The organism is Rhizobium terrae (assembly GCF_003425685.1).
Classification (GTDB): Bacteria; Pseudomonadota; Alphaproteobacteria; order Rhizobiales; family Rhizobiaceae; genus Neorhizobium; species Neorhizobium terrae.
In genome coordinates this window covers 127,065-153,201 of record NZ_QJKM01000014.1, presented here as the reverse complement: position 1 = coordinate 153,201, position 26,137 = coordinate 127,065, and the positions used below count along the sequence as shown (strand labels likewise).

At 61.7% G+C, this 26,137-nt stretch carries 22 protein-coding genes; 2 read left to right on the top strand and 20 right to left on the bottom strand.

Features of this window, described 5'->3' with window-relative positions:
• Positions 1-69: 69 nt before the first annotated feature.
• Positions 70-1,332 (top strand): type 1 periplasmic-binding domain-containing protein, encoded by a 1,263-nt coding sequence (locus tag DMO26_RS24500; RefSeq protein ID WP_117194790.1) that lies wholly within the window; start codon positions 70-72, stop codon positions 1,330-1,332.
• A 1-nt stretch (position 1,333) separates the two neighbouring features.
• On the opposite strand, the gene DMO26_RS24495 is transcribed toward DMO26_RS24500, so the two are convergent.
• The 20 genes from DMO26_RS24495 to DMO26_RS24400 form a co-directional block, all read right to left on the bottom strand.
• Positions 1,334-2,752, bottom strand: a complete 1,419-nt coding sequence (locus DMO26_RS24495) for a M20 family metallopeptidase (protein ID WP_117194789.1) — start codon at positions 2,750-2,752, stop codon at positions 1,334-1,336.
• A gap of 17 nt (positions 2,753-2,769) precedes the next feature.
• Positions 2,770-3,777, bottom strand: a complete 1,008-nt coding sequence (locus tag DMO26_RS24490) for an ABC transporter ATP-binding protein (protein WP_117194788.1) — start codon at positions 3,775-3,777, stop codon at positions 2,770-2,772.
• Positions 3,774-4,754: an ABC transporter ATP-binding protein gene (locus tag DMO26_RS24485; protein WP_117194787.1), complete on the bottom strand. Its 981-nt coding sequence runs from the start codon at positions 4,752-4,754 to the stop codon at positions 3,774-3,776. Before DMO26_RS24485 ends, DMO26_RS24490 begins: the two co-directional genes overlap by 4 nt.
• The gene (locus DMO26_RS24480; protein WP_117194786.1) at positions 4,751-5,695 is read right to left on the bottom strand and encodes an ABC transporter permease; all 945 of its coding nucleotides are present in this window, start codon (positions 5,693-5,695) and stop codon (positions 4,751-4,753) included. The genes DMO26_RS24485 and DMO26_RS24480 overlap by 4 nt, the downstream gene beginning before the upstream one ends.
• Positions 5,692-6,663 (bottom strand): ABC transporter permease, encoded by a 972-nt coding sequence (locus tag DMO26_RS24475; RefSeq protein WP_117194785.1) that lies wholly within the window; start codon positions 6,661-6,663, stop codon positions 5,692-5,694. Before DMO26_RS24475 ends, DMO26_RS24480 begins: the two co-directional genes overlap by 4 nt.
• A gap of 10 nt (positions 6,664-6,673) precedes the next feature.
• Positions 6,674-7,828 carry an acetylornithine deacetylase gene (argE, locus tag DMO26_RS24470; RefSeq protein ID WP_117194784.1) on the bottom strand — a complete coding sequence of 385 codons (1,155 nt, stop codon included), beginning with the start codon at positions 7,826-7,828 and terminating at the stop codon, positions 6,674-6,676.
• Complete coding sequence (locus tag DMO26_RS24465) at positions 7,828-9,432, bottom strand: ABC transporter substrate-binding protein (RefSeq protein ID WP_117194783.1); 1,605 nt, start codon at positions 9,430-9,432, stop codon at positions 7,828-7,830. Before DMO26_RS24465 ends, argE begins: the two co-directional genes overlap by 1 nt.
• A gap of 301 nt (positions 9,433-9,733) precedes the next feature.
• Complete coding sequence (locus DMO26_RS24460; RefSeq protein ID WP_117194782.1) at positions 9,734-11,716, bottom strand: 3-hydroxyacyl-CoA dehydrogenase NAD-binding domain-containing protein; 1,983 nt, start codon at positions 11,714-11,716, stop codon at positions 9,734-9,736.
• A gap of 5 nt (positions 11,717-11,721) precedes the next feature.
• A complete protein-coding gene (locus DMO26_RS24455; RefSeq protein WP_117194781.1) occupies positions 11,722-12,117 on the bottom strand; it encodes a RidA family protein in 396 nt (131 codons plus the stop codon).
• A complete protein-coding gene (locus DMO26_RS24450) occupies positions 12,095-12,526 on the bottom strand; it encodes an acyl-CoA thioesterase (protein WP_117194780.1) in 432 nt (143 codons plus the stop codon). The genes DMO26_RS24455 and DMO26_RS24450 overlap by 23 nt, the downstream gene beginning before the upstream one ends.
• Before the next feature lie 5 nt (positions 12,527-12,531).
• The gene (locus tag DMO26_RS24445) at positions 12,532-13,707 is read right to left on the bottom strand and encodes an acyl-CoA dehydrogenase family protein (RefSeq protein WP_117194779.1); all 1,176 of its coding nucleotides are present in this window, start codon (positions 13,705-13,707) and stop codon (positions 12,532-12,534) included.
• Positions 13,707-14,549, bottom strand: a complete 843-nt coding sequence (locus DMO26_RS24440) for an enoyl-CoA hydratase family protein (RefSeq protein WP_117194778.1) — start codon at positions 14,547-14,549, stop codon at positions 13,707-13,709. The genes DMO26_RS24445 and DMO26_RS24440 overlap by 1 nt, the downstream gene beginning before the upstream one ends.
• Positions 14,550-14,607: 58 nt before the next feature.
• Positions 14,608-15,054, bottom strand: coding sequence for a cupin domain-containing protein (locus DMO26_RS24435; protein ID WP_117194777.1), 447 nt, complete (start codon positions 15,052-15,054; stop codon positions 14,608-14,610).
• Between the two features lie 41 nt (positions 15,055-15,095).
• On the bottom strand, positions 15,096-15,893 hold the full coding sequence (locus tag DMO26_RS24430) for an SDR family NAD(P)-dependent oxidoreductase (protein WP_117194776.1): 798 nt from the start codon (positions 15,891-15,893) through the stop codon (positions 15,096-15,098).
• Positions 15,894-15,902: 9 nt separating this feature from the next.
• Positions 15,903-18,251 carry a bifunctional salicylyl-CoA 5-hydroxylase/oxidoreductase gene (locus DMO26_RS24425; protein WP_117194775.1) on the bottom strand — a complete coding sequence of 783 codons (2,349 nt, stop codon included), beginning with the start codon at positions 18,249-18,251 and terminating at the stop codon, positions 15,903-15,905.
• Between the two features lie 114 nt (positions 18,252-18,365).
• The gene (locus DMO26_RS24420) at positions 18,366-19,193 is read right to left on the bottom strand and encodes an ATP-binding cassette domain-containing protein (RefSeq protein ID WP_117194774.1); all 828 of its coding nucleotides are present in this window, start codon (positions 19,191-19,193) and stop codon (positions 18,366-18,368) included.
• Positions 19,193-20,053 (bottom strand): ABC transporter ATP-binding protein, encoded by an 861-nt coding sequence (locus tag DMO26_RS24415; RefSeq protein WP_117194773.1) that lies wholly within the window; start codon positions 20,051-20,053, stop codon positions 19,193-19,195. Before DMO26_RS24415 ends, DMO26_RS24420 begins: the two co-directional genes overlap by 1 nt.
• On the bottom strand, positions 20,050-20,946 hold the full coding sequence (locus DMO26_RS24410) for an ABC transporter permease (protein WP_117194772.1): 897 nt from the start codon (positions 20,944-20,946) through the stop codon (positions 20,050-20,052). The genes DMO26_RS24415 and DMO26_RS24410 overlap by 4 nt, the downstream gene beginning before the upstream one ends.
• Positions 20,939-21,946: an ABC transporter permease gene (locus DMO26_RS24405; RefSeq protein WP_117194771.1), complete on the bottom strand. Its 1,008-nt coding sequence runs from the start codon at positions 21,944-21,946 to the stop codon at positions 20,939-20,941. Before DMO26_RS24405 ends, DMO26_RS24410 begins: the two co-directional genes overlap by 8 nt.
• A 167-nt stretch (positions 21,947-22,113) precedes the next feature.
• Positions 22,114-23,649, bottom strand: coding sequence for an ABC transporter substrate-binding protein (locus DMO26_RS24400; protein ID WP_117194770.1), 1,536 nt, complete (start codon positions 23,647-23,649; stop codon positions 22,114-22,116).
• Between the two features lie 330 nt (positions 23,650-23,979).
• Between DMO26_RS24400 and DMO26_RS24395 the strand changes: the two genes are divergently transcribed.
• On the top strand, positions 23,980-26,136 hold the full coding sequence (locus DMO26_RS24395) for an indolepyruvate ferredoxin oxidoreductase subunit alpha (RefSeq protein ID WP_117194769.1): 2,157 nt from the start codon (positions 23,980-23,982) through the stop codon (positions 26,134-26,136).
• Position 26,137: the final 1 nt, after the last annotated feature.

Here is a 26,137-nt window from a genome sequence, read left to right as displayed (position 1 = left end):
TTTGAGAAAAATCGCGTAAAATTTTAGCTTTGGCGGAAACGCTTGTGAAGAGATTTCGCCCGCGTTAACATGACCTTCAATCAGAAGACCATCGAATGGTCCATGCATCTGCCCAAGGACTTTTTCAGCTTGCAGCTCTCCGTGATGGCTTCTGGTTTCCCGACGTTGCGTCGTGTTCGTACCGTCTGGTGGCGGGTTCGGGCCCGGTGTCTCGGCCTGCTTGTGATCGGCTGCCTTTCCGGCTGTCAGTCCGAGCAGGTTCTGGAGAGCGCCCCGAAGGAAAAGCCGCTCAAACCGCCGCCATCGCTGGTCGAGGAGACGTTCGGGCGCGGCAATTCCGAGATCACGCTGCTTCTGCCGAAGGCGCGAAACGGTTTTTACGAAGGAGCCGCACGCGATATCCGGGATGGCGCAGCGCTGGCGATCGGCGAGCTCGACGAGACGGCGATCATGAAGGTCAAGATTATAGATATCTCGGCCGGCCCTGCAGCGGTGGCACCTGCCATCGCGGCAGCGAAAGGGCGCGGTTCAGTCCTCATCGTCAGTTTTGCGCCGGAAGCGACCACCGCGGCGATCGCGGCCATTCCCGTCGATCAGCGAGCGCCGCTCCTCAATCTCTCGCAGCCCGTGTTCGGCCCGCAAGTCTTCAATTTCGGCATGGACGAGGTATCGAGCGCCGTCAAAGGTGCGCGGTCGGCGATCTCCTCCGGGCACAAGAAGATCGCCGTGCTGGCGCCGGCCAGTTTTCCCGGCCAAGACGAGGAGCGACTGAAGCGGATGGTCGCGCAGACCGGCGGCGCGGTTACCGGTGTGGCTCGCTACGATCCATCGGCGGCTGCGGTTGCCGATATTCTCGTCCGCAACAAAAGTCTTTTCGATAATGCCGGCGCTGCCATCCTCATGGGAGAGGGTGCGGATGTCGGAACGGCCCTGAAAGGTCTACGAACTTCATATGCGCGGCTTGCCGTGGTCGGGACGAGCAGCTGGCCGCACGCGATTTATGCTGATCCCGCCGCAGCAGATGTGATCGTCGCTGCTTTCGACCCGGAGGGCTTCGGACTGATCGGCGAGCGGTACGGCCGCTACAACCATCGTCCCCTTTCGATCCATGCGGCCCATGGCTACGACAGTATCGCCGTTGCCGCCGGGATCATGCGAGGCAAGGGGCCTGCGGCACTCACGGCCGAAGCGCTGACCAACAAAACCGGTTTCCGGGGCGTCACCGGACTGTTCCGCTTCACCAAGGACGGCGCGCTGGAGCGGAAGCTTGGGCTCTATAAGATTGAGGGCGGTCACCCGGTTGCCATGGATCCAAGGCCGGTCAGTTTCTAATTCAGGCGCCGAAATGGTTTGTGCCGAATTCAGCTTGTCGTTCGCCGATGTCCCAATAAAGACCAGCCATCATCGCCAGTCCTTCACGAACGATCGAAATCGGCAGATGTTCGTTCGGCGCATGCTGCAGGCAGCCCGGATAGGAATGGGGGATCCAGATCGTCGGCAGGCCGAGCAGGTCGGAGAAGATGTTGTTCGGCAGCGAACCTCCGAGGTTCGGCAGGATGGCCGGCGGGGTGCCCAGCGTCTTCTCGATCGAGGCAACGATGCGCTTGACCCAGGGATGGTCGGGGTCAAGGCGGCTTGCGAGGAAGATCGCGTCGGTCGGGTCCTTCACCACGACGCGGTCATAACCTGCGTCCTTCAAAGCTCTGCGCACGGCGGGAACGACGGCGTCGGGATCGACGCCGACCGGGAAACGCAACTGCACGCGGGCACGAGCCTTCGGCGGGATGGCATAGAGCGGCTGGTCGAGGTTGCCGCATTCCATTTCCATGACCTCGAAGGAGCTCCAGGCGAAGACCTTTTCTTCCGGCGAAAGGCCTGGTTCACCCCACCAGGGTTCGATCGGTGGATCGCCCGCGGCGGGCGTGATGTGGCAATCCTTCAGCGCGGCGCGGACATTTTCCGGGATCGAGCCCGGCGTCATTTCCGGCACCCTGATCTGGCCGGTGCGGCCGACCAGCGCGGTGATCGCATGGCAGAGTTCGATGCCGGGATTGGAAAGGATGCCGCCCCAGTTTCCGGAATGCTGAAAGCTTTCGCGAGCATTGATCTCCAGATGGAATGACATGCCGCCACGGGCGCCAAGGAAGATAGTCGGCCGCTCCAGCGCGAGCCGCGGCCCGTCCGATGCAATAAAGACGTCCGCTTCCAATTCGTTCCTGTGAGCGGCGCACATTTCCTCAAGGCCGAGGGAACCGGATTCCTCGCCCATCTCGATCAGGTATTTGAGATTGAAGCCGAGCGAGCCTTTGACGGCCAGCAGGGCTTCGATCGCCGCGAGATTCACCGCGTGCTGACCCTTGTTGTCGGCGGTGCCGCGACCGTACCAGGCGCCGTTTTTCCCCACCATTTCGAAAGGCGAAAGGCCTTCCTCCCACTGTCCTTCCAGGCCGGCGACCACATCACCATGGCCGTATTGCAGGACGGTCGTGTAGGCGGGGTCCTCGATCCGCTCGGCGATCAGAAAGGGCCCGGGCGCCAGTTCGTTTTCGTAGATTTTGGTGGTAAAGCCCAGTTGCTCGAAGAAGGGCTGCATGTCCTCGGCGATATAGCGCCAGAGATCAGGCTTGTTGGCCGCCACGCGGCTGGCGGAGGGTATGGAGATGCGTTTGCGCAGCGTGGTTTCGAACGAGCCGTCGTCCAGATAACCCACGGCCTTGTCGATCGTCGCCTGGCGGGAGGGGGCTGTGGTCATCGGAGCATCCTACAAGTTCAGGCGGTTTTCACGTTGGCGGACGGTGGTACGATCGAGGCATTCGACAGGTCGAGGTCGAAATGGCAGCGGTACAGACCGTCCGCTTCGGTCGTCTTCTGCGGCGGCACCGTATTGCGGCATATGTCCTTGGCGAAAGGACAACGGGTGTGGAAACGACAGCCTGAGGGCGGGAAGGCGGGGTTCGGCAGTTCGCCGGCGATCGGATGCAGGGAGCGGTCGCTGGTATCCATGTCCGGCGCCGCATCGATCAGCAGGCGAGTATAGGGATGGCGCGGTCGGCGGAAAAGTTCTTCCGAAGGCGCTTCCTCGACCAGTTCGCCGAGATACATGACGCCGATCCGGTCGGCCATGATCCGCACGACGGAAAGATTGTGGGTGATGAACAGGCTCGTCAGGTGCAGGTTCTTCTGCAGGTCGCGCAGCAGGTTGAGGATCTGCGCCTGCACCGAAACGTCGAGCGCCGAGGTTGGCTCGTCGAGGATCAGGAATTCCGGCTCACCGGCCAAGGCGCGGGCGATGCAGATGCGCTGACGCTGCCCTCCGGAAAACTCCTGCGGGTATTTTTCCGCATCGGCCGGCGAGAGACCGACCTGGACAAGCAGTTCATCGACGCGGGCACGGATTGCGGCCTTCCCTTGGCGCAGCCTGTGCACCTTGATCGGCTCGGCAATGATATCTTCGATCGTCCAGCGGCCGTTGAGCGAAGAATAGGGGTCCTGGAAGATCATCTGCAGGCGGGGTGCCTTGCCCGCGGCATCTTTTCGGAAGGAAATCTCGCCCGAAGTCGGTGCCATCAGGCCGGAAACGAGGCGGGCAAGCGTGGACTTGCCGCAACCGCTTTCGCCGACGAGGCCGACGGTCTCGCCGTGGCGCACCGTCAGGCTGACGTCGCTGACCGCCCTCGTGCCGCCGGCGTCGGTCTTCTTCAATCGTTCCAGAAAACCCTGATTGCGGCGATAGACCTTGCTGACGTGGTCGAGGGTGAGGAAATCCCCGGCGCTCATGCAATCTCCTTTTCCAGCGGGTGGAAACAGGAAAACGCGGAGCTTTCCCTTGATGTCAGCGGCGGGACGGCCGCGCGGCAATCGCCCTCCACCTTGAAACAGCGCGGATTGAAGGCGCAGCCGGGCGGCGTCTTGCCGAGACCCGGCATGGCGCCGGGGATCTGGTCGAGGCGCACCTCGCCGTTTGCAAAAGGCATCGGCGTCGCGCGGATCAGGCCGCGGGTATAGGGATGTCTCGGTGCATTGAAGAGTTCGCCGACCGGGCTGATCTCGGCGACGCGGCCGGCGTAAAGCACAGCCACGCGGTCCGCCATCTTGGCTATAACGCCGAGGTCGTGGGTGATCAGCATCATGCTGGTCTTGCTCTCGCGATGCAGGTCTCGCATCAGCTGCAGGATATGCGCCTGGACCGAGACGTCGAGCGCGGTGGTCGGTTCGTCGGCGATGACAAGCGCCGGATTGGCGCAGAGCGCCAGCGCGATGACGATACGCTGCCGCATGCCGCCGGAAAGCTGGTGAGGGTAGCGTTTGAACTGTACATCCGGGTTCGGCAGGCCGACCCGCTCGATCCATTCGAGGGCCATTTTCTTCGCCTTGTCGCCGCCGGTCTTCAGGTGTGCCTCGATCGTGTCGCAGAGCTGCCGGCCAATGGTGATGACCGGATTGAGGCTGGTCATCGGGTCCTGGAAGATGAAACCGATCCTGCCGCCGCGCACCGCACGCATGGCCTTCGGCGAAAGCGTATCGAGCCGTTCGCCAGCCAGCGTGATCGTGCCGCCGGTGCGCTTCAGGGGCGCCACGAGGAGGTCGATGATCGCCGCACCGGTAATCGATTTTCCGGCGCCGGATTCGCCGACGATGCCAAGCACTTCGCCCGGGTTCACGAAAAAGGAAACCTTATCGAGCGCGGTGACCACGCCGGCATCCCGGTTGATGGTGACGGTCAGGTCGCGGACGTCGAGAAGCGGCGTGGTCATGAGCGGCCCTTCAGTCTCGGATTGTAGACGTCGCGCAGGTGATCGCCAAGGATGTTGACCGAGACGACGAATAGGACGAGCACGAGGCAGGGCCAGACGGAAATCCACCATTCGCCGGATTGCAGGAAATTGTTGCCGTTGCGGATCAGCGTGCCGAGCGAGGGGGAGGTGACCGGGATGCCGATGCCAAGGAAGCTCAGGGTCGCCTCGGTGATGATGGCGATGCCGAGATTGATGGTGGCGATGACGAGCACCGGCGCCATGACGTTCGGCAGGATGTGCAGCACGATGATCGAAAGGTTGCCGCGCCCGGTGATGCGGGCGGCCGAGACGTAGTCCTGGTCGCGCTCGATCATCACGGAGGAGCGGATGGTGCGGGCATACTGGACCCAGAAGGCGATGCCGATCGAGAGAACCACGATGGTGATGGCGGTCGCAACGCTGCGTTCGGCGCCAAGTGCGGCACGGGCAGCGCCATCGATGATCATCGCGAGCAGCAGGGCGGGATAGGCGAGCTGCACATCGGCAAGCCGCATGATGAAGGCATCCACCCTGCCGCCGACGAAGCCGGCGACCAGGCCGAGACTGCCGCCGAGCAGGAGGCCGATGATGACGGACAGGAAGCCGACGATGATCGAGGTGCGCATGCCATAGGCCATGGCGGTCAGGAGATTGCGCCCTTGGTCGTCGGTGCCGAGCGGGAAATCCGGCACGCCATCGGTCATCCACATAGGCGGGATGAAGCTGTCGAGCACCGACATGCCGGCGAACTCGAACGGGTTCTGCGAGACAAGCGGCGTGATGAACGCATAGAGGAACATCGCGAGGATGATCACGGCGCAAAGCGTGGCACCGGGTGCCTTCAGCATGGCGCGCCGAAGGTTGGCAAAGCGGCTGCGACGCGCGGCGGGAGCCGAAGGAGCGTTGACGACGGTCGTCATGATTGCCTCCTCAACACGCGGGCGTCGATCAGCGGATAGAGCAGTTCTACGACGAGATTGATGACCATGAAGACCAGGCCGACGAAGATCAGGTAGATGGCGATGACCGGGATGTCCGCCGCCTGGATCGATTGCAGGAATAGCGAGCCGAGGCCCGGCCAGGCGAAGACGTTTTCGCTCACCACCGAAAAGGCGATGATGTTGCCGAGCTGCAGACCGAGCATGGTGATGACCGGCAGGAGCGTGTTCTTGATCGCATAGACATACCAGATGCGGGCTTCCGACAGGCCGCGGGCACGGGCGAAGCGGATGTGCTCGCTCTGGCCGACTTCCATAAGCTGGGTGCGCAGCATGCGGATAACGAAGGCGACCTGAAAGGTGGAGAGCGTCGCCGCCGGCAGGATGATCGCCCGCCAGCCGGAGACGGAAAGAAGGCCCGTGCTCCAGAAGCCCAGATTGGTGACCGTTCCGCGTCCGAACGACGGCAACAGGCCCATCTGCACCGAGAAGACGGCGATCAGCAGCAGGCCCACGACGAAGTTCGGCAGCGTGATGCCGGCTGTCGAGATCAGCATGATGAAGCGGCCGAACAGCGAGTGCGGATTGACCCCGCAATAGATGCCGGCCGGCACGCCGACCAGGATGGTGATCAGCAGGCTGACGAAAGCCAGTTCGATCGTCGCCGGCATGCGTTCGATGATCAGTTTTGCAACCGGATCCTGAGTACGGTAGGAGAGGCCGAAATCGCCCTGCAGCAGGTTTCCGAGGAAATGCAGGAAACGCGTGCCGATCGGCTGGTCGAGGCCGAGGCGCGCGATCAGTTCCATGCGCTCCGTCACAGTCGCGTCGGCCGACAGAAGGGCCGTCAGCGGGTCACCGATATTGGCGACCAACAGGAAGGCGATGAAACTGATCACGAGCAGGACGATGAAGGTCTGCGCGATCCGGGATGCGGCATAGTTCAGCACATGCAAATCCTCAGCAGCAGGTGTCACCGAGCTGATCAAGGAAGGCGGCGCATTTCTCCAGCTCGGAAATCGCGACCGACTCGTCCGGCTGATGCGCGTCGGCGATATCGCCCGGACCGATGACAACCGAGGGAACGCCGGCGATCTGGAAGATGCCCGCTTCCGTGCCATAGGAAACATAACGGGGTTCGGAGCGCCCGAGAAGCTTCAAAAGTTCGGCGTCAAGCGCGGGGTCATCGTTGGGTTTCAGGCCCGGAATGCGCGCCTGCAGCTCGAAAAAGACGCCCGTCGCAGGATCGATCGCCTGCATGGCGGGGTTCAGTTTTTCTGTGGCGAAACGCTGCATTCGTTCAAACACGGCGGTCTCGCTTTCGCCGGGTATGATGCGCATTTCCCAGAAGAAATCGCAGCTTTCCGCAACGATATTGCCGTGCAGGCCACCCTTGATGACATTCACCGAGATCGTCGAATAGGGCGGGTCCAGCCCTTCGAATTGCGGGCCGTTGCGCATGTCTTCGCGGATGCGGTTGATCTCGGCGATCATGTCACCCGCCGCCATGACCGCATTGACGTAGCGATCCGGCTGGGAGGAGTGGCCGGGCTTGCCCTTGATGCGGCACCAGCCGATCAGGCCGCCCTTGTGGGCTGCGATCATGTCCATGCCGGTCGCCTCGCCGATAACGGCAAGGCGCGGCTTCAGGTCACTCCTGCCGATCCATTCGGCCATCGGGCCGACGCCGGTGCAGCCGACTTCCTCGTCATAGGAAAAAGCCAGATGGACCGGTTTCTTGAGGTTCTTGCCGGCGATCGCGGGCACGGCGGCGAGACAGCAGGCGAGAAAGCCTTTCATGTCGGTGGCGCCGCGGCCGATCAGCCGGCCATTCGCTTCCCTCAATGTCCACGGGTCACCGGTCCAGGCCTGGCCCTCGGTCGGCACCACGTCGGTATGGCCGCTGAAGATGATGCCGCCGGGCGTTTCGGGTCCGATCGAGACCAGGACGTTCGCCTTGTCGCCTTCCGGGCTAGCAAAGCGGCGGACACGCCCCCCGTAGGGGGCGGTCTGCTCCTCGACATATCTGATCAGGTCCAGGTTCGAGACGGCGCTTACCGTCGGGAAGGAGATCAGGCCGGCGAGCTGTTTCTTAATGTCAATTCCGATCGTCATTACTTCACCGTGAAATAACGCAGCGGATAGGCGAGGTCGGCAGGTTGAACGACGGTGACATTATCCTTCACGCCCCAGAGAATGTTCAACTGGTGGAGCGGAATGAAGCCGACATCCGCCTTGATCAGTCTGAACGCCTGCTTGATGAGGTCCGTGCGCTTCGCCTGGTCGGTCTCCTTGCCGATAGCGTCGATCAGCTTGTCGACCTCGGGATTGGAGTAGCCGCCGATATTAAAGGCACCGAGACCGCTCTTGGGATCACGGGTGGCGGCGATCGAAGTCAGGAAGATGTGCGCGTCATAGGTAGCCGGCGAATAACCCAGCATGGCGAGGCTGGTATTGTATTCCGGCGGATTGACCTGGGTCGCCCATTTTGCGGTCGGTTGAGCGCGCGGCTCGACCTTGATGTTGATGCGGGCAAGCGACGCGGCGACCGCGAGGCAGGTCGCTTCGTCGTTCATGAAGCGGTCGTTGGTGCAATCCAGCGTAACGGTGAAGCCGTTCTCATAACCGGCTTCCTTCATCAGCGCCTTGGCCTTGTCGATATCCGGCTTGACCGGCGCACCGAGCGTTGCGTCAAAACCGTTGACTTCCTTGCCGATCGGCAGGCCGACGGGAACCGAGAAGTTACGCATGATGCGCTTCTGGATGGCACCGCTGTCGACGGCGATTTCCATCGCCTGGCGAACTTTCAGATCCTTAAACGGGTTCTTGCTCTTCTCGCTGCCGAAGATCAAGCTGTCACGCGCGACGTCCGGCTGGATGTAGATGGTGCGTAGGTCGGGACCCGCCTGCATGTGCAGCTTCGGGTCGTTCTCGATCCGCTCCGCATCCTGCGGCGGCACGCCGTCGATCATCTCGACCTCGCCGGAAATCAGCGCCGAGACACGAGTCGAAGGGTTGGCGATGACGAAGAAAGTGGCGTTGTCGATATTGCCGGTCTTCTTGTCCCACCAGCCCGGGTTGGTTGCGAAGACCGTCTTCACGCCCGGATCGCGTTCATTGATGACGTAGGGGCCGGTGCCCATGGCATTGCGGTTGGCGAAGGTTTCCGTCGCGTTGTTGGCCGCACCCGGCTGCACGGCGTTGTTGGCCTCGGCCCATTCCTTGTCCATGATGAACCAGTTGGTGATCTGGTTCGGAAGGATCGGGTTCACGGCACGGGTCTTGATGCGGATCTTGTAATCGTCGACCTTTTCGATAGAGGCGATGGAGTTGAGGTTCGCCTTGATGCCGCCGGCCTGGCCGCGGGTCAGCGAGAAAACCACGTCATCTGCATTGAAGGCATTACCATTCGAGAATTTCACGCCCTTGCGGAGATTGAATTCCCAGGTCGTGCCATCCACCTGCTTCCAGTCGGTGGCGAGGGCGGCCTCGATTTTCTGTTCCGCGTTGCGGCGGACCAATGGTTCATAGACATTGGCCAACACTGCGAAGATCAGCGTGTTCGAGACCGCGTGCGGATCGAGCGTATAGGCATCGAGCGGCCCGGCGAACTTGAAATCGGCGGCCTGCACATGGCCGGCCAGCGGGGCGGCAATCGCCGCGGCGATCGTGCCCAGCAGCATCTTGCGTTTGAATGCGGAAAACGAGAACGACATCATGATCTCCTAAGCGCCACGAGAGAGTCTGAATGCAGACAACGACGCGACAGATATTTTAAAGTTAAAATATCTGAAGGGAGAAAGCTCTCTGACTTTGGGCATGCAGCGTTCCCTGTCGTTGGTTTGAGTGCCTACTTGCGAGGCTTGAGCAAACAATAGGCCATTTAAGGAATCATGCAAGCGAGTTTGATCAAATGAGCGAAACTCTTTTCGATGCAAGGAATGCAGGCGCGGGAGCGTCTCTTTCGGGAGGTAATTTTTCCGGAAAGGAATACTATTCAGCCTCTTATGCAGTTGGAAATCAAGTGTCGGATTGAGGAGGCTCAATTCTGGCAAACATCGGGCCGCCCTTATGGGACGGAAAACCGTAGCCGTTGATCATGACGAGATCGATGTCCCCTGGTCTTGCGGCAATGCCTTGGGCAAGCAGCGCATCACCTTCCATGGCCATCGCTTCGAGCAAGCGTTTAAGGATTTCGTCCCTGGAGAAATGGCGGGGAACGATGCCCTTTTTCGCACGGGCAGCCTCGATGATAATCGTCACCTCCGGATCGATTATCCGTTTGCCGTCGGGATAGGCATACCAGCCACGGCCAGACTTCTGCCCCATGCGACCGGCTTCGCAGAGTGTGTCGGCAATTTCGACATAGCGCGCCGAAGGATCGCGGCTTGCCGCTTGCCGCTTGCGGCGCGCCCAGGCGATTTCGAGGCCCGCCATATCGTAGACCGCGAACAGGCCCATCGGGAAACCATATTCTTCCAGCGCGGCATCGATCTCATGCGGCAGGGCGCCGTCCTCCAGCAGGAATTCGGCTTCGCGGCGATAAGCGGAGAAGATCCGGTTGCCGATGAAACCTTCGGTCACGCCGGTGACGATCGGCAGTTTTCTGAGTTTCTTTGCGGCGGAAAGCCCGGTGGCCAGCACATCCGGCGCGGTTCTGGCGCAACGCACGACTTCCACGAGGCGCATGACATGGGCCGGGGAGAAGAAATGCAGGCCCAACACCCGCTCCGGATGAGCGGTCGCGGCGGCGATTTCGTCGGGGTTCAAGTAGCTGGTATTGGTGGCGAGGACTGCATCCGGGCGAATAACCCTGTCGAGACGGCGGAAGAGATCGATCTTGACGTCGAGATCGTCGAACACGGCTTCGATGATCAGGTCGCAGAATGCGAGATCGGAGTCGAGGGCTGTTACCGAAAGCCGAGCCTTCTGCGCGTCGAAACCTGCCTGGTCGAGGCGGCCTGAGGCGAGATTTCGCTCCAGCAGACCGACGATCCGTTCGTGGCCCTTTTCGGCGACGTCGGGCGTCTGGTCGAGACCGATCACCGTATAACCTGCGCCGAGCGCCGCCACCGCGATGCCGCTGCCCATCAAGCCGAGGCCGCAGATGCCGATCCGGCCAACAGGCCGCGGCGCGATGCCTTCCAGCCCATCGACCTTGGATGCCTCGCGCTCCGCGAAAAAGACATGCCGCAGCGCCGCCGCCTCGCGGCTGTCGCGGAGCATCAGGAAGGTTGCGCGTTCATCTGTCAGGCCTTCGGCAAGGGGGCGGGCGGAGGAGGTGACCAGGCGCACCGCTTCGGCCGGCGCCTTCTGACCGCGTGCCTTGGCGCGTATTTTTGCCGAAGCTTTTTCGATCTCGGTAGGATCGACGACGGGGACCGTCAATTCGCCCGTACGGCGGAGCGGCTTGCCGGCAAATTTTCCGGCTATGGAAACTGCTGTCCCGACAAGATCGCCCTCACCGATTTCATCGACGATCCCGAGCGACAGAGCCTCCTCTGCCTTCACCGAACGGCCGGACGTAATGAGGTCGAGGGCGGCCGGAATACCGATCAGGCGTGGCAGGCGCTGCGTGCCGCCGGCTCCGGGGACAATGCCGAGCTTGACTTCCGGTAGGCCGACCTGCGCGGCCGGGGAGGTTATACGATAATGGCAGGCGAGTGCCACCTCAAGCCCGCCGCCAAGTGCTGCGCCGTTCAGGGCCGCGACGACCGGCTTCGACAGATCTTCGATTTTCTGGATGACCGCAGGCAGGGTCGGCTCCATGGCCGGCTTGCCGAATTCCTTGATGTCGGCGCCGCCGATGAAGGTCTTGCCGGCGCCGGTGATGACAACGCCATTCACGTCGGTTGACGATTCCGCACGGGCAAGCGCCTTTTCAAGGCCGTTACGGACATCCGCCGATGTCGCGTTGACCGGGGCGTTGTCGATCGTGACGACCAAGACGCCGTCCCGGGTCGCAGCCGAAACCGTGGCGGAAAATGCGGTCGTCTCGCTCATCTTGCTTATTCCGGAATGACGGCGGTTGCCTGGATCTCGATCTTGGCGCGATCTTCCACCAGCGCCACGACCTGCATGGCGGCCATGGCCGGGAAATGCCGGCCGATGACCTCGCGGTAAACCTGACCGATGCCTTTCAGGTTGCCGAGATATTCGGCCTTGTCGGTGAAATACCAGGTCATCGCGGTAATGTGTTCCGGCTTCGCGCCGGCTTCCGCCAGCACGGCAACGACATTCTCCAACGTCTGTTTCACCTGGCCGACGAAATCGTCCGTTTCGAACTGGCATTGGCCGTTCCAGCCGATCTGCCCGCCGACGAAGATCTGGCGGCCGGTCGCGGCGACGCCGTTGGCGTAACCGATCGGTTTTGCCCAGCCTTCAGGCTGCAGAATCGTGTGCATCATTCTTCTCCAAATGCTGTGTCAGCGCTGCGCGCATATCGTCCGGCCATTGGCAGGCTTTATGGGTTTCCAGGGAGGTAGCGACAAGCCGCTGCCTTGCGGTCCAGAGCAGCCGGTCGCCGGCTCGTACCTCATGTTCAAGGTCGGCCGAACTGTTGCCGATCCGGACGACCTTGACGGTGAAATCCATCAGGTCACCGTGAAAGCCGGGGCTCGTGAAAGTGAGGTCAAGCGTTATCGTGGGAAGGCCCACTTTCCGTTCGTTGATCATCTCCGGCCAAGGAAAGCCGGTCACCCGGAAGAATTCCTCGTACACTCCCACCAGAATGTTGAGATAAGACGGGAAATAGGCGATGCCGGATGGATCGCAATCTCCGAAATTCAGCCGGCGGGATGTCGTATAAGCCACTGTTTTCACGCCTTCAGAAGTTCGCGTGCGATGATGAGTTTCTGCACCTCGGTGGCTCCCTCGTAGATGCGCAGCGCGCGAATCTCGCGATAGAGGCTTTCGGTGATCTCACCGCTCCTGACGCCGCGGCCGCCGAAAATCTGAACCGCGCGATCGATGACCTGCTGTGCATTTTCGGTCGCGACCATCTTCGCCATGGCGGCTTCCTTGGTGGTCGGCAAACCCTGCACGTCGCGGCGCCAGGCGGCGCGATAGGTCAAAAGGGCGCCGGCATCGATCTGAGCCGCCATATCGCCGAAAGCGGCCTGGGTAAGCTGCAGGTCGGAGAGGTGATCACCGAACATCGGCCGCACCTTGGCATAGGCGACCGCCTCGTCCAGTGCGCGCTTGGCAAAGCCGAGCGCGGCCGCGGCGACCGAAGCGCGAAAAATATCGAGCGTCCGCATGGCGATCTTGAAACCCTCGCCGGGGGCGCCGAGCAGTCGCGAGGCGGGAATGCGGCAGTTCTCGAAGCGGATCGTCGCCAAGGGATGCGGGGCGATCACATCGATGCGTTCGGCGATCGAAAAGCCCGGATCGTCAGCGAAGACCACGAAGGCGGAGATGCCGCGCGTGCCGGGCGCCTCGCCGGTACGAACGAAGACCGTATAGACATCGGCGATGCCGCCGTTGGAAATCCAGGTCTTCTCTCCGTCGAGGACATAATCGCCGCCCTGCCTGCGGGCGGCGCAGGCCATGGCCGCGACATCCGAGCCGGCTTCCTTTTCCGACAGCGCGAAGGCGGAAATCCATTCGCCGGACTGTGCTTTCGGCAAAATCGCGCCGCGCAATTCCTCCGAACCGGACAGGCCGATCGCCCCCGTGCCGAGCCCCTGCATGGCGAAGGCGAAGTCCGCTAATCCGTCATGCCAGGCAAGCGTTTCACGCGTCAGGCAAGCGGCGCGGCTATCGATCGACCGGCTGCCGCCGGCGCCGGTCGCGGCATCCAGAAGGCCGGCCTCGCCCAGCGCCTTCACGATCGCCCGGCAGGCGCCATCCGTATTCGAATGGTCGATATGGCTGAGCGCGCCGGACGCCGTGAACGCATCAAGCCTCTCGGCGAGCACCTTGTGGCTTTCGTCGAAGAACGGCCAATCAAGGAAATCGCGGCCGGGGCCTTTGAGGGTGGTGGGCGCGGCCATCAGTTGCCCTCGAAGACCGGCTTGCGCTTCTCGGCAAAAGCCTCGAAGGCGCGGCGGAAATCCTTGGTGGCCATGCAGATCGCCTGGGCCTGGGCTTCCGATTCGATCATCTCTTCGATACCCATCGCCCATTCCTGGTTCAGCATGGTCTTCGTCATCGTGTGAGCAAACCACGGTCCGTCGGCCAGCGAATGGGCAAGTTTCGCGGCTTCCGCCTCGACCTTGTCGGCCGCGTGCAGGGCATTGTAAAAGCCCCAGTCCTGCCCTTCGTCGGCGCTCATCGTGCGGCCCGTGAAGAGCAGTTCGGCAGCACGGCCCTGCCCGATGATGCGCGGCAGGATCCCGCAGGCGCCCATATCCGCACCGGCGAGGCCCACACGGGTGAAAAGAAAGGCGGTCTTGGCCTGCGGCGTCGCGAGCCGCAGGTCGGAGGCCATGGCGAGAATGGCGCCGGCGCCGACGCAGATGCCGTCGACAGACGCCACGATCGGCTGCGGGCATTTCTTCATCGCCTTGACGAGGTCGCCGGTCATGCGCGTGAACGCGAGCAACTCCGGCATTGCCATATGGGTCAGCGGTTCGATGATCTCGAAGACGTCTCCGCCGGAAGAGAAATTGCCGCCTGCCCCGGTCAGAACGATGGCGCGAATGTCGGAAGCATATGCAAGATCGCGGAAGAGGTCGCGCAGCTCCGCATAACTTTCGAAGGTCAGTGGGTTCTTGCGTTCGGGGCGGTTCAGGCGGATCGTCGCGACGCGGCCGTTTTCGCTCACTTCCCAGAGGAAGTGTTTCGGTTGATAGTCGCGGAAGCCCTGCTTCATCTCTTTCATCACATCGCTCATGTTCGTCTCCCCGTTCCTCGACCAGGCGCCTTTTTAGTCGCCGGGAAAACTTCCCGTGTCAGTCATTGGTGGAGGGTGGCAGGAAATCCACCTCGTGGGCGGCGGAAACCTTCACGATTTCCTCCACATCGGTCATCTCGTGCAGTTCTTCGAAAAGTTGGTGGAGTCTGCGGGCCGGCGAGACCCAGAAGAGTGCCCGGCACGGCTTGTCGGACTTGTTGAAGTAACCGTGGGGAATGCCGCGCGGCATGCGGACCAGATCGCCGGCCTTTGCCTTGACCCATTGGCCGTCGAGTTTCAGATCGAGTTCCCCTTCCTGCACAAGGATAAACTCGTCCTGAGTGGGGTGGATATGCACAGGTACGAATTGCCCTGGCAGGCTGTTGGTCTCGAAGGCGAAGGTGTCGTCGCAGACCGCCTTCGGAAAATAGACCTGGCCCAGGATATTCCAGCTGGTGCCGTTATATCCGCTACCGTTCTCGGTTATGCCCTTTTCCAGTTTCATCTCGATCTCCCAGCTTCGTTTCTTGGTTCATGTCCGGCCGACTAGCCTGCCAAGATTTCTCCCCCGGCAACCGCGATTGCCTGCCCATTGATCGATGCCGCACCCGGCGATGCCAGCCATAGAACCGCATCCGCAACCTCCTCCGGCTTCACCAGCCGCCCTTGCGGGTTGCTCTTGGTAAATTCTTGTCGTGCCTGTGCTTCGGTCCGCCCGGTCTTGGCAACGATCGTCTCGATCGAACGGGCGATCAGGGGCGTATCGGTAAAGCCGGGGCAGACGGCGTTGACGGTGATGCCGGTCTTCGCCAGCTCCAGCGCCAGCGAGCGGGTGAGGCCGACGACGCCATGCTTGGCGGCGACATAGGCCGAGACATAGGCGTAACCCGTCAGCCCTGCCGTCGAGGCGATGTTGATGATGCGGGCGCCGGCGCCATAGGTTTTCAGGTCGAGCAGCACGGCCTGGGTCACGAGAAAGACGCCAGTCAGATCCACCGACATGACCCGGTTCCACATCTCAAGTGACGTCTTCTCGAAGGGCGCGCTCGGGCCTTCGCCGGCATTGTTGACGAGGATATCGACCGGGCCGAATGTTTCGCGCGCCGTCTTCAGACCGCTTTCGATTGCAGCCGGATCAGTCACATCCAAACCGGCAACGACGCAGACCTTCTCCTTACCCAGCTTTTCGGCCAATGCCTCCAGCGGTTCCGCCCGCCGTCCAGCCAGCGTCACGCGCGCACCGGCTTCCACCAGCGCGGTCGCTATCGCAGCGCCGATGCCGCTGCCCGCGCCGGTGACGAGGGCATGACGGTTGGCGAGCCTGGCCGAAGTCGCGTCGCTCATGGCCGGGTCCTATTTCGCAACGGCCGTCGGGCCGACCGCTGGAGGCGCGGCGGCCGCGGCGGCGCGGGCGAGGTTGGTCTCGTATTGCGATTTGCCGGAATAATACTGCTTTGGCCACGGAATGGTCGTCAGGCCGATCTTGGCCGCCTCGTGCAGCACCCAGGCTGGGTCGGCGAGATGCGGACGGGCGACGGCGCAGAGATCGGCGCGCCCGGCGGCGATGATCGAATTGGCATGGTCGGCCTCGGAAATCGCACCGACGGCGATCGTCGGAATGCCGATCTCGTTGCGGATCTTGTCGGAGAACGGCGTCTGGAAGAGGCGGCCGTAAACCGGCTTTTCTTCCTTCCACACCTGGCCGGACGAGCAGTCGATGAGGTCGGCGCCGGCGTCCTTGAACATCCTGGCGAAGATCGCGGCGTCTTCCGGCGTGTTGCCACCCTCAAACCAGTCGTGGCAGGACAGGCGGACCGAGATCGGCTTGCCTTCCGGCCAGGCCTCGCGGATCGCCTTGAAGACCTCCAACGGATAACGCGCGCGGTTCTCGTGGCTGCCGCCATATTCGTCCGTGCGGATATTGGTGAGCGGCGAGAGGAAGCTCGAGAGCAGGTAGCCGTGGGCGCAGTGCAGTTCCAGCCAGTCGGCGCCGGCCTCGACCGCATATTGCGCGGCACGGATATGATCGGCCTTCACCCGGTCCATATCCGCGCGGTCCATCGCCTTCGGAATCTGGCTGTTCTTGAGATAGGGAAGCGCCGAGGCCGAGATCAGCGGCCAACCGCCCTCTTCCATCGGCTGGTCGATGCCTTCCCAGGCCACCTTGGTCGAGCCCTTACGGCCTGCATGGCCGAGCTGAATCCCGACCTTGGCGGCGGAGTTCTCATGCACGAAGCTGACGAAGCGCTTCCAGCGGGCGGCCTGCTCGTCGTTCCAGAGGCCGAGGCAGCCGGGCGTGATGCGCGCGTCCGGCGAAACGCAGGTCATCTCCGCAAAGACGAGACCGGCGCCGCCGAGCGCGCGGGACCCGAGATGAACGAGATGGAAATCGTCCATCAATCCGTCCTTCGCCGAATACATGGCCATCGGCGACATGACGATGCGGTTCGGCAGGTGGGTGTCGCGCAGCGAATAGGGCGTGAACATCGGCGGCAGGGTGCGGCCGTTGCCGGTAACGTCGAGGCCGTTTTTCTTGGCGAACCAACGCTCGTACCCTTCCAGCCAGGCGGGATCACGCAGCCTCAGGTTCTCGTGGCTGATGCGCTGGGAGCGGGTCAGCATGGAATACATGAACTGTTCCGGCTCCAGCGTATCGGCATAACGCTGGCCGACCACTTCAAACCATTCCATGGCGTTGCGCGCTGCGTTCTGAATGCGGGCGACATCGACGCGACGGATTTCCTCATAGGTTTCGAGAACCTGCGGGATGTTCTCCCTGGAATGGCCGAGCTTGTTGAACTGGTTGGTCAGTTCGATCGCGTCGTCGATCGCCAGCTTGGTGCCGGAGCCGATCGCGAAATGGGCCGTGTGGGCAGCGTCGCCCATCAGCACCACATGCGAGTTGCCGTTGAAATGGCTCCACTTGCCGCAGATCAGGCGGTTGAAGTTCAGCCATGCGGAGCCGCGCAGATGCCGCGCGTTGGTCATCAGCTCGGCGCCTTCGAGTACTTCAGAAAAGAGGCCCTGGCAAAAGTCGATGGACTGTTGCTGGTCCATCTGGCCGAGGCCGTGCTTTTCATAGGCCTCTTCGGTCGTCTCGACGATGAAGGTCGAGGTCTTGTCGTCGAACTTGTAGATATGCGCCTGGAACCAGCCGTGATCCGTCTTGCGGAAATCGAAGGTGAAGGCGTCGAACAGCTTGTTGGTGCCGAGCCAGATATAACGGTTCGGGCGCACCACGAGGTCCGGCTCGAAGACTTCGGGGTAGCGGTTGCGGATCTTCGAGTTGAAGCCGTCGGAGGCGATGATCAGGTCCGCATCCGGGTAATCGAGATCGCCGTTGGCCTCGGTTTCGAAAACCAGTTCGACGCCAAGCGTCTCGCAGCGGCGCTGCAGGATGTTCAAGAGCTTTTTGCGGCCGATGCCGACGAAACCGTGGCCGGAGGTGCGCTGGCGAGTGCCCTTGAAGAGCAGTTCGATATCGTCCCAGTGGTTGAAGGCATCCTCGATTTCGGCCGCACTTTCCGGGTCCCATGCGCGCATGGATACCATGGTGGCGTCGGAGAAAACCACGCCCCAGCCGAACGTGTCATAGGGCCGGTTGCGCTCGATCACCGAAACGGAATGTTCGGGATGAAACTTCTTCATCAGGAGCGCGAAATAAAGACCTGCGGGACCACCACCGATGCAGACGATGCGCATATCCAAATCCTCCTGAGGTTCCGTTCTTCATTATTTTAAGTTTAAACTATATGGCGTTCGATCAAACCGTCAAGCGGATAATTCCCTCGACTTCTGATTTATCGGACAGGTCTTTCAAGCTTCGCTTTTTCGCTCCAACCAGCCCGGATCGTATTCGGGAAGCGGGATCGCATCGAGAAGCGCGCGGGTATAGGCGGCAGCGGGATTTCCGAAGACCTGCTCACAAGGACCCTCCTCGACAATCCTTCCAAGCCGCAGCACATAAACATAGTCGCAGATGGCACGAATGACAGAGAGGTCGTGGCTGATGAAGGCCATGGCCAGCCCGAGCTCTCGGGAAAGCCCCTTCAGCAGTTTCAATGCCTGCGCCTGGGTGGAGACGTCGAGGCCGGAGACGATCTCGTCGGCCAGCACGAAATCCGGCTGCATCAGCACGGCGCGGGCGATGCCGATGCGCTGCCGCTGGCCTCCGGAAAGTTCGTGCGGATATCGGTCGAGGCAGGCGGCAGGCAGCGAGACACGGTCAAGCACCGTCTTCACGCGCTCCAAGGCGGATGCCGTATCGCTCGCCAGTTCGTGCAATAACAACGGGCCGGTGAGGATGCGGCGGATCGTGTGGCGCGGGTTCAGCGACGCCATGGGGTCCTGGAAGATCATCTGCATGCGCCGGCGCAGCGGCCGTATTTCTGCTTCCGGGATATGAGTGATGTTCTTGCCGTCGAAAGCGATACTTCCGGCGGACACATCGACAAGGCGCAGCAGCGCGCGGCCGAGCGTCGTCTTGCCGGAGCCGGACTCGCCGACGATTCCCACCGTCTGGCCGCGGCCGATGCGGATATCGACGCCGTGCAGGACGGGTGTCGCGGGCTTGCCGCCGAACAGGCCTGGGCGCTTGCCATAGGTGACTTCGATGCCGGTGGCGGTGAGGAGATGCTCGTCCATCAGTCGATCCCAATCTCCTGGCGAAGTTCGCGGAAGACGGCTTCCGGCACAGGTTCGAGCCCGGCATCCGGCCTGTCATAACGTGGGCCGGCGGCGATGAGGGCCTTGGTGTAATTGTGCTGCGGGGTTTCGAGTACGTCGCGTACCGGGCCTTCCTCTATGACTTTGCCCGCATAGAGCAGCGTCACGCTATCGCAGATCTGCGCAACGATGCCGAGGTCGTGGGTGACGAACAGCACGCCTGTGCCATGCGCTTCCTGCATGCGGCGGATGAGGCGGAGGATTTCCTTCTGCACCGTCACGTCGAGCGCCGTCGTCGGTTCGTCGGCGACGACCAGCTGAGGATCGACCGCGAAGGCGGCAGCGATCAGCACGCGCTGGCGCATGCCGCCGGAAAGCTGATGCGGATAGCTTTTCATGATCCGATCAGGATCGCGGATCTGCACATCGGCGAGGAGCTGTAGGGCGCGGGCTTCGGCGATTTTCGCCGACATGCCCCGTTTCAATCTCAGCCCATCGGCGAGCTGGAAGCCGATGCGGCGAGCGGGATTGAGGGCTGTCTGAGGATCCTGCGGGATCAGTGCGATTTCCGAGCCCATAATGTTGCGCAGATCCCGTGGCTTCATCACCAGAAGGTCACGGCCCTTGAAATCGATCCGGCCACCGGTGATGCGCACCGTGCGCGGCAGGATACCGAGGATGGCCTTGGCGATGGTGGATTTGCCGGCACCGCTTTCGCCGACGAGGCCGCGCACCTCGCCTGGTCTCAAGGTCAGGTCGACGTCGCGTAGCACCGGCACGCCGTCTTCGCGATCGGAGACGGCGGAGAGATTGGCCACAGTGAGCAGGTTCTCCGTCATCGTTTGAGCACCGGATCGAGTGCCCGGCGCAGGCCGCCGCCGAGCTGGTTGAAGGCGAGAACCGTGGCGAAGAGCGCGATGAGCGGCGCGACGAGCAGCCACCAGGCGTGATGGATGAGCTGGCGGCCTTGCGCGATCATGCCGCCCCAAGTGGGTGTGTCTGAAGAGACCGAGAGCCCGACGAAGGAGAGGATGGCTTCGACCACGACGGCGATGCCCATTTCGAGACTGACTAGAGCGATCAGGACGGGCACGATGTTGGGAAAGATTTCTCGCGTCAGGATCCTGAACCGCGGGAAACCGACGGTGCGGGCGGCGGTGATGTAGTCGAGCTGCGCCTGGGCAAGCGTTTCGGCACGGACCACGCGGCAAAAGCGGGTCCAATCGATGATGACGATCGCAGCGATGACCGAATGGACCCCTGAGCCGAAGACGGCGACGAGCAGAATGGAGAGCAGGACCGGCGGGAAAGCCATCCAGATGTCCACGATCCGCGAGATGATCCGGTCCGTCCAGCCGCCATACCAACCGGCCAGCAGGCCGAGCACCGTGCCGATCAGCGCCGCAAGACTTGCCGATGCGAAGGCGACAAGCAAGGCGATCCGGCTGCCGTAGATCAGGCGGGAGAGGATGTCGCGGCCGAGATCGTCGGTGCCGAGGTAATAGCCGGGTTCGGCGCCGTCGAGCCAGGCGGGTGGCAGCGAACCGAGCATCAGATCCTGTTCCAGCGGGTCTTTTGGTGCGATCAGAGGCGCAAGGGTTGCGATGACAACGAGGAGCAAGATGAAGCCACCGCCGAACAGCACTTTCTGTTCGGCCAGCAGGCCTCGCAGTTGTGACGGGACGCGAGGAGGCTTGGTTGCCGGGGCGATGACGATGACGGGCTCAGCCATGGCAGAGCCTCGGATTGAGTGCTGCGGCAAGCAAATCTACCGCAAGATTGATGACGATGAAGATCGAACCGAAGACCAGGACAAGCCCTTGGATCAGCGGCAGGTCGCGGTTGATGACGGCGTCAATCGCCATGTTGCCGATGCCGGGATAAGCGAAGATGCGCTCGACGATGACAGTACCGCCGACGAGGAAGGTGAACTGCACGCCGGTGAGCGACAAGGCGGGGCCGACGGCATTGCGCAAGGCCTCCTGCAGCACCAGCCGGGTTTCCGACATGCCCTTCAGGCGCGCCAGCAGGACATAATCCTGCACCATGGCTTCGAGCAGTGTTTCCTTGAGGATGCGGGTGATGACGGTGGCGAGCGGCAGAGCGAGCGCCAGAACGGGCATTACAATATGGGCTGCGACATCAAAGAAGACGTCGAAGCGGAACCGGACGAGGCTTTCGAGAAGATAGAAGGGGGTAACAAAATCGATCGACAGCGTCGGATCGATCCTGCCGGATAGCGGGAAGACGGGGATGAAAACGCCGAGCATGAGGACTAGCGCCAAAGCCCAGACGAAATCCGGCACGGCGAGCAGCACGCCATTTGTGGTGTCGATAGCCGGCTCAAGAGACGTGCGGCGGAACAGGGTGCCGATCACGGCCACGGTACCCCCGATCAACATGGCGACGATCAAGGCTGCGAAGGCAAGCTCCAGCGTGGCCGGCAATCTGCTAAGGAGCAGTTCCAGCACGTCGCGGCGAAGCGAGATGGAGGTGCCGAAATCGCCTATCAGCACTGCTTCGATCCAGACGCCAAACTGTGCCGTCAGGCTGAGATCAAGGCCGTATTTGGCGCGCAATGCGGCGATATCGGCAGGGCTCGCACCCGGCGCGATCATCATGGCGATCGGGTCGCCCGGCACGACGCGCAAGAGCACGAACACGATTACGGCGACGCCGAACAGCGTCACCGCCGCCATGATCAGTCTGTTGAGGATGGATACGGCGATCATTAGCATTCCTGGATTTGAGTGCCCCTCATCCGGCTGCCGCCACCTTCTCCCCGCTCGCGGGGAGAAGGGATATGCCGCGCCGGCGCATTCCACAGCAAACATGGAGCTGGACACACCCCCTCTCCCCGCGAGCGGGGAGAGGGTTAGGGTGAGGGGCAATCTGCCAATCAGGCCTTGGACACCAGCGTCGGCTGCAGAGCGCCGGAAACGTTCGGCACGACCTTCAGCTTTTCCTTGTAGACGATCGGCTGGACATATTGCAGGAGCGGGATCACGTAGCCCTGTTCGGCAATGTATTTGCTGACTGCCTTCCAGCCGTCGATACGCTTCTTCTCGTCCTTTTCGCCCCAGAGCGGCATGATCTTCTGGTCGAGATCGTCGGTGTTCCAGACCGAATGCGGTGAGGGGCCGAACATGGCGAAGCCGGTCGAGGTGGTCGGATCGCCGATCGCGTTGCCCCAGTTGTAGAAGGCGGCGGGAGCAAGCTGGTCGGCGGCGCGCAGTTCGTAATGCTTGGCGATCTCGTAGACCTCGACTTCCGCCTCGATGCCGACGCGGCGCCACATGCCGACGATCGCCTGGATCATTTCATAGTCCTTCGGCTTGAAGCCGCGCGTCGTCTGGATCTTGAACTTTACCGGCTTTTCGGTCGAGAAACCGGAAGCCTTCAGCAGTTCCTTAGCCTTGTTCTGGTCGTAGCCGACCTTGATCGAGGCGTCGTAGGCATCGTATTCCGGCGCCTCGAGCGTATCGATCGGCACGCCATAGCCTTTCAGGAGCCGATCGACGATCGCTTTCTTGTCAATCGCGTGATGGGCGGCAAGGCGCACGTTCTTGTCGAGCATGGCGTCGGTGTTGTTGAGGAAGATCATGCCGATATCGGAGATCGGTTTGGCAGCGCCCCTCAGGCCCTTCTTTTCCTTCAGGCGGTCGTATTCCTCATAGGGGATTTCAAGCGTGATGTCGGAGGAGCCGGATTCGATTTCAGCGACGCGGCTCGTGGCGTCCGGCACGAACTTGAAGACGACCGTGTCGAAGGCCGGCTTGCCACCGTAATAGTTTGGATTGGCTTTCAAGCGCAGGAAGGCGTTGCCCTCATAGGCATCGAACATATAAGGGCCGGTGCCGATCGGCTTCTTCTCGAAACCTTCCGCGCCGACCTTCTCATAATAGGCCTTAGGCATGACATAACCAGTCAGGAAGGCCATCCACTTGAAGAAGGTCGGATCGTACTGCTTCACATCGCCGGTGATGCGTTTGCCTTCGATCTTATAATTTGAAACGCCGCCCCATACGAACTGGATCGGATTGCCGGTCTCCGGTTTTGCCGCGCGCTCCAGCGACCAAACGATATCGGCTGGGGTGAAATCCGAGCCGTCATGCCATTTGACGCCTTCGCGGACATCCACCCAGACCTTGGTCTTGTCCTCGTTCCAGCCCCAGGCCGTCAGAAGGCCCGGCTGGAAGGAGAGATCCGGTCCCTGGCCGATGAACTGGTCGAAGATGGAGCGGTAGATCGCCTGGATCGTGGGGTTGACCGCCGAGGGGCCGACGGTTGGATCGAATGAGGGCAGGTTGACGTTGAAAGCGATGGTCAGCGTCGAGCTGTCCTGCGCGATAACCTCGTTACGTCCGGAAAGTACGCCTGTCAGAAAGGTAGCCGCGCCCAGACTCAATGCCTGGCGCCTCGAGAGCGTCGTCATGGATCCAACTCCGTTGTTCCCTGGTGGCCAAACTTGCGGACGGGCTGTCCGTGCCGGGCTCGTTCCTCTGGATGGTTGAACGTTAAAATAAGTGCTGAATGGCAGCAAGGGGAATCTGCGGCTGACACGGGTAATTTTAACGTTGGCGTCAGTAAATAATATGCTTTTGCATATATGTTGTCATCGAAGACGGCTTTTCGACCGGGCGTCCTGCCCCGCAGTGGTGCGCGTAGTTTGAAAGGGATTTGTGAATTGACAAATATGTGATGTAGAAAATATGCTTTTGCAAATGTTTAGGACCACAAGCCGCAAAGGCAAAGGGGAACTGCCATGGCCGAGCGATCATTCGCACGCGAAGTCGAAGATCTGAAGCTTGGAGAAGGCGAAATTTTTCGCGGCGAGGGCATCCTTGCGATCACCAAGGCGCTGCTGCAATCCGGCGTTTCCTATGTCGGCGGTTATCAGGGGTCGCCGATCTCGCATCTGATGGATGTGCTGGCGGATGCCAAGGACATCATGGAAGATCTCGGCGTACATTTCGAGACCTCGGCCTCGGAAGCGGCAGCTGCCGCCATGCTCTCCGCCTCTGTCATGTATCCGGTCCGCGGCGCCGTGACATGGAAATCGACGGCCGGTACCAATGTCGCGTCGGACGCGCTCTCCAACCTCTCCTCCGGCGGCGTCAACGGCGGCGCGCTGATCATCCTCGGCGAGGATTTCGGCGAAGGTTCCTCGATCATGCAGGAACGCAGCCATGCGTTTGCGATGAAGTCGCAGATGTGGCTTCTCGACCCGCGTCCCAACCTGCCGGCGATGGTTCAAGCCGTAGAGGATGGCTTCCAGCTTTCGGAAGCCTCGTCCACGCCGGTCATGCTGGAAGTGCGCATCCGTGCCTGCCACGTGCACGGCCAGTTTGTCGCCAAGAACAACAAGCGTCCTGATTTCACGTTGAAGCAGGCGCTGGAAAACCCGGTCCGCGACGTCAACCGCATCGTCCTGCCGCCGGCGAATTTCGCGCAGGACAAGGACAAGCTGGAACGCCGCTGGCCGGCCGCCGTCAACTTCATCAAGGAAAGGAAGCTCAACGAGCATTTCGGCCCCGAGGAAGGCGAGATTGGCATCATCACGCTCGGCGGTCTCTACAACGGCGTCATGCGCGGCCTGCAGCAGCTTGGCCTGGCGGATGTCTACGGCAATTCCTCGGTGCCGATCTATGTGATGAACGTCGCCTATCCTATGATCGATGACGAGGTCGTGGATTTCTGTCTCGGCAAGAAGGCCGTGATCATGGTGGAAGAGGGCGCGCCGGAATATATCGAGCAGTCGCTGCACACGCTGATGCGCCGCCGCGATATCCAGACCCGCCTGCACGGCAAGGACATCCTGCCGCTCGGCGGCGAATATACCGCGCCTGTGATGATGAAGGGGCTGAAGACCTTCATCGAAATGTACGACCGCCTGCTGCTCGGCAACCAGCCGCCGGTGCCCGATCCGACGCCGATCCTTAACGATCCTAAGGTCAAGGCGCTCGCCGAGGTCGTGCCGCAGCGGCCGGCCGGATTCTGCACGGGCTGTCCCGAGCGGCCGATCTTCGCGGCAATGAAACTGGTCGAGAAGGAACTCGGTGAACACCACGTTTCGGCGGATATCGGCTGCCATCTGTTCTCGATCCTACCGCCGTTCAACATCGGCGGCACGACGATGGGTTATGGTCTCGGCCCTGCTTCAGCTTCCGCCTTCAACGTCGAGGCGGACAAGCGGTCGATCGCGGTGATGGGTGACGGCGGGTTCTGGCACAACGGCCTCGCGACCTCGGTCGGCAATGCCGTCTTCAACAAGCAGGACGGCGTCATTCTCGTCGTTGACAATTATTACTCGGCGGCGACCGGCGGGCAGGACATCATGTCGTCGCGCGCCATCAACCCGAACCGCAAGACGAACAATTCGATCGTCAATGCGGTGAAAGGTATCGGCGCCACCTGGGTGCGTCAGATCGATCGCACCTACGACGTCGGCAAGATGCGCGACACGCTCAAGGAAGCGCTGACCACGAAGGAAAAGGGGCCGAAGATCATCGTCGCCTCTTCCGAATGCATGCTGAACAAGCAGCGTCGCGTGCGGCTGCAGTTCAACCAGGCGGTCAAGGATGGCAAGCGCATGGTCAAGGAGCGTTTCGGGGTGGACGAGGATGTCTGCACCGGCGATCACGCCTGCATCCGCCTTTCCGGCTGCCCGTCGTTGTCGGTCAGGCATACGGACGATCCGCTGAAGGACGATCCGGTGGCGGCGATCGACAATTCCTGCGTCGGCTGTGGCAATTGCGGGGAGGTTTCCGAGGCTGCCGTCCTCTGTCCGTCGTTCTATCGCGCCGACGTCATCCATAACCCGACCGGCTGGGACAGGTTCCTCTCGAAATTCCGGGCCTCGGTGATCGGCTGGCTGCAGGCTCGTCGTGCCGCTGGCCGCGTCGTCTTCGCGGAGGTTTGAT

Bases quoted from the DNA above. Each gene is read 5' to 3' on its own strand.
- DMO26_RS24500 (WP_117194790.1), top strand. From the start codon at position 70: ATGACCTTCAATCAGAAGACCATCGAATGGTCCATGCATCTGCCCAAG.
- DMO26_RS24495 (WP_117194789.1), bottom strand. From the start codon at position 2,752: ATGACCACAGCCCCCTCCCGCCAGGCGACGATCGACAAGGCCGTGGGT.
- DMO26_RS24490 (WP_117194788.1), bottom strand. From the start codon at position 3,777: ATGAGCGCCGGGGATTTCCTCACCCTCGACCACGTCAGCAAGGTCTAT.
- DMO26_RS24485 (WP_117194787.1), bottom strand. From the start codon at position 4,754: ATGACCACGCCGCTTCTCGACGTCCGCGACCTGACCGTCACCATCAAC.
- DMO26_RS24480 (WP_117194786.1), bottom strand. From the start codon at position 5,695: ATGACGACCGTCGTCAACGCTCCTTCGGCTCCCGCCGCGCGTCGCAGC.
- argE (WP_117194784.1), bottom strand. From the start codon at position 7,828: ATGACGATCGGAATTGACATTAAGAAACAGCTCGCCGGCCTGATCTCC.
- DMO26_RS24465 (WP_117194783.1), bottom strand. From the start codon at position 9,432: ATGATGTCGTTCTCGTTTTCCGCATTCAAACGCAAGATGCTGCTGGGC.
- DMO26_RS24460 (WP_117194782.1), bottom strand. From the start codon at position 11,716: ATGAGCGAGACGACCGCATTTTCCGCCACGGTTTCGGCTGCGACCCGG.
- DMO26_RS24455 (WP_117194781.1), bottom strand. From the start codon at position 12,117: ATGCACACGATTCTGCAGCCTGAAGGCTGGGCAAAACCGATCGGTTAC.
- DMO26_RS24445 (WP_117194779.1), bottom strand. From the start codon at position 13,707: ATGGCCGCGCCCACCACCCTCAAAGGCCCCGGCCGCGATTTCCTTGAT.
- DMO26_RS24440 (WP_117194778.1), bottom strand. From the start codon at position 14,549: ATGAGCGATGTGATGAAAGAGATGAAGCAGGGCTTCCGCGACTATCAA.
- DMO26_RS24435 (WP_117194777.1), bottom strand. From the start codon at position 15,054: ATGAAACTGGAAAAGGGCATAACCGAGAACGGTAGCGGATATAACGGC.
- DMO26_RS24430 (WP_117194776.1), bottom strand. From the start codon at position 15,893: ATGAGCGACGCGACTTCGGCCAGGCTCGCCAACCGTCATGCCCTCGTC.
- DMO26_RS24425 (WP_117194775.1), bottom strand. From the start codon at position 18,251: ATGCGCATCGTCTGCATCGGTGGTGGTCCCGCAGGTCTTTATTTCGCG.
- DMO26_RS24420 (WP_117194774.1), bottom strand. From the start codon at position 19,193: ATGGACGAGCATCTCCTCACCGCCACCGGCATCGAAGTCACCTATGGC.
- DMO26_RS24415 (WP_117194773.1), bottom strand. From the start codon at position 20,053: ATGACGGAGAACCTGCTCACTGTGGCCAATCTCTCCGCCGTCTCCGAT.
- DMO26_RS24410 (WP_117194772.1), bottom strand. From the start codon at position 20,946: ATGGCTGAGCCCGTCATCGTCATCGCCCCGGCAACCAAGCCTCCTCGC.
- DMO26_RS24405 (WP_117194771.1), bottom strand. From the start codon at position 21,946: ATGATCGCCGTATCCATCCTCAACAGACTGATCATGGCGGCGGTGACG.
- DMO26_RS24400 (WP_117194770.1), bottom strand. From the start codon at position 23,649: ATGACGACGCTCTCGAGGCGCCAGGCATTGAGTCTGGGCGCGGCTACC.
- DMO26_RS24395 (WP_117194769.1), top strand. From the start codon at position 23,980: ATGGCCGAGCGATCATTCGCACGCGAAGTCGAAGATCTGAAGCTTGGA.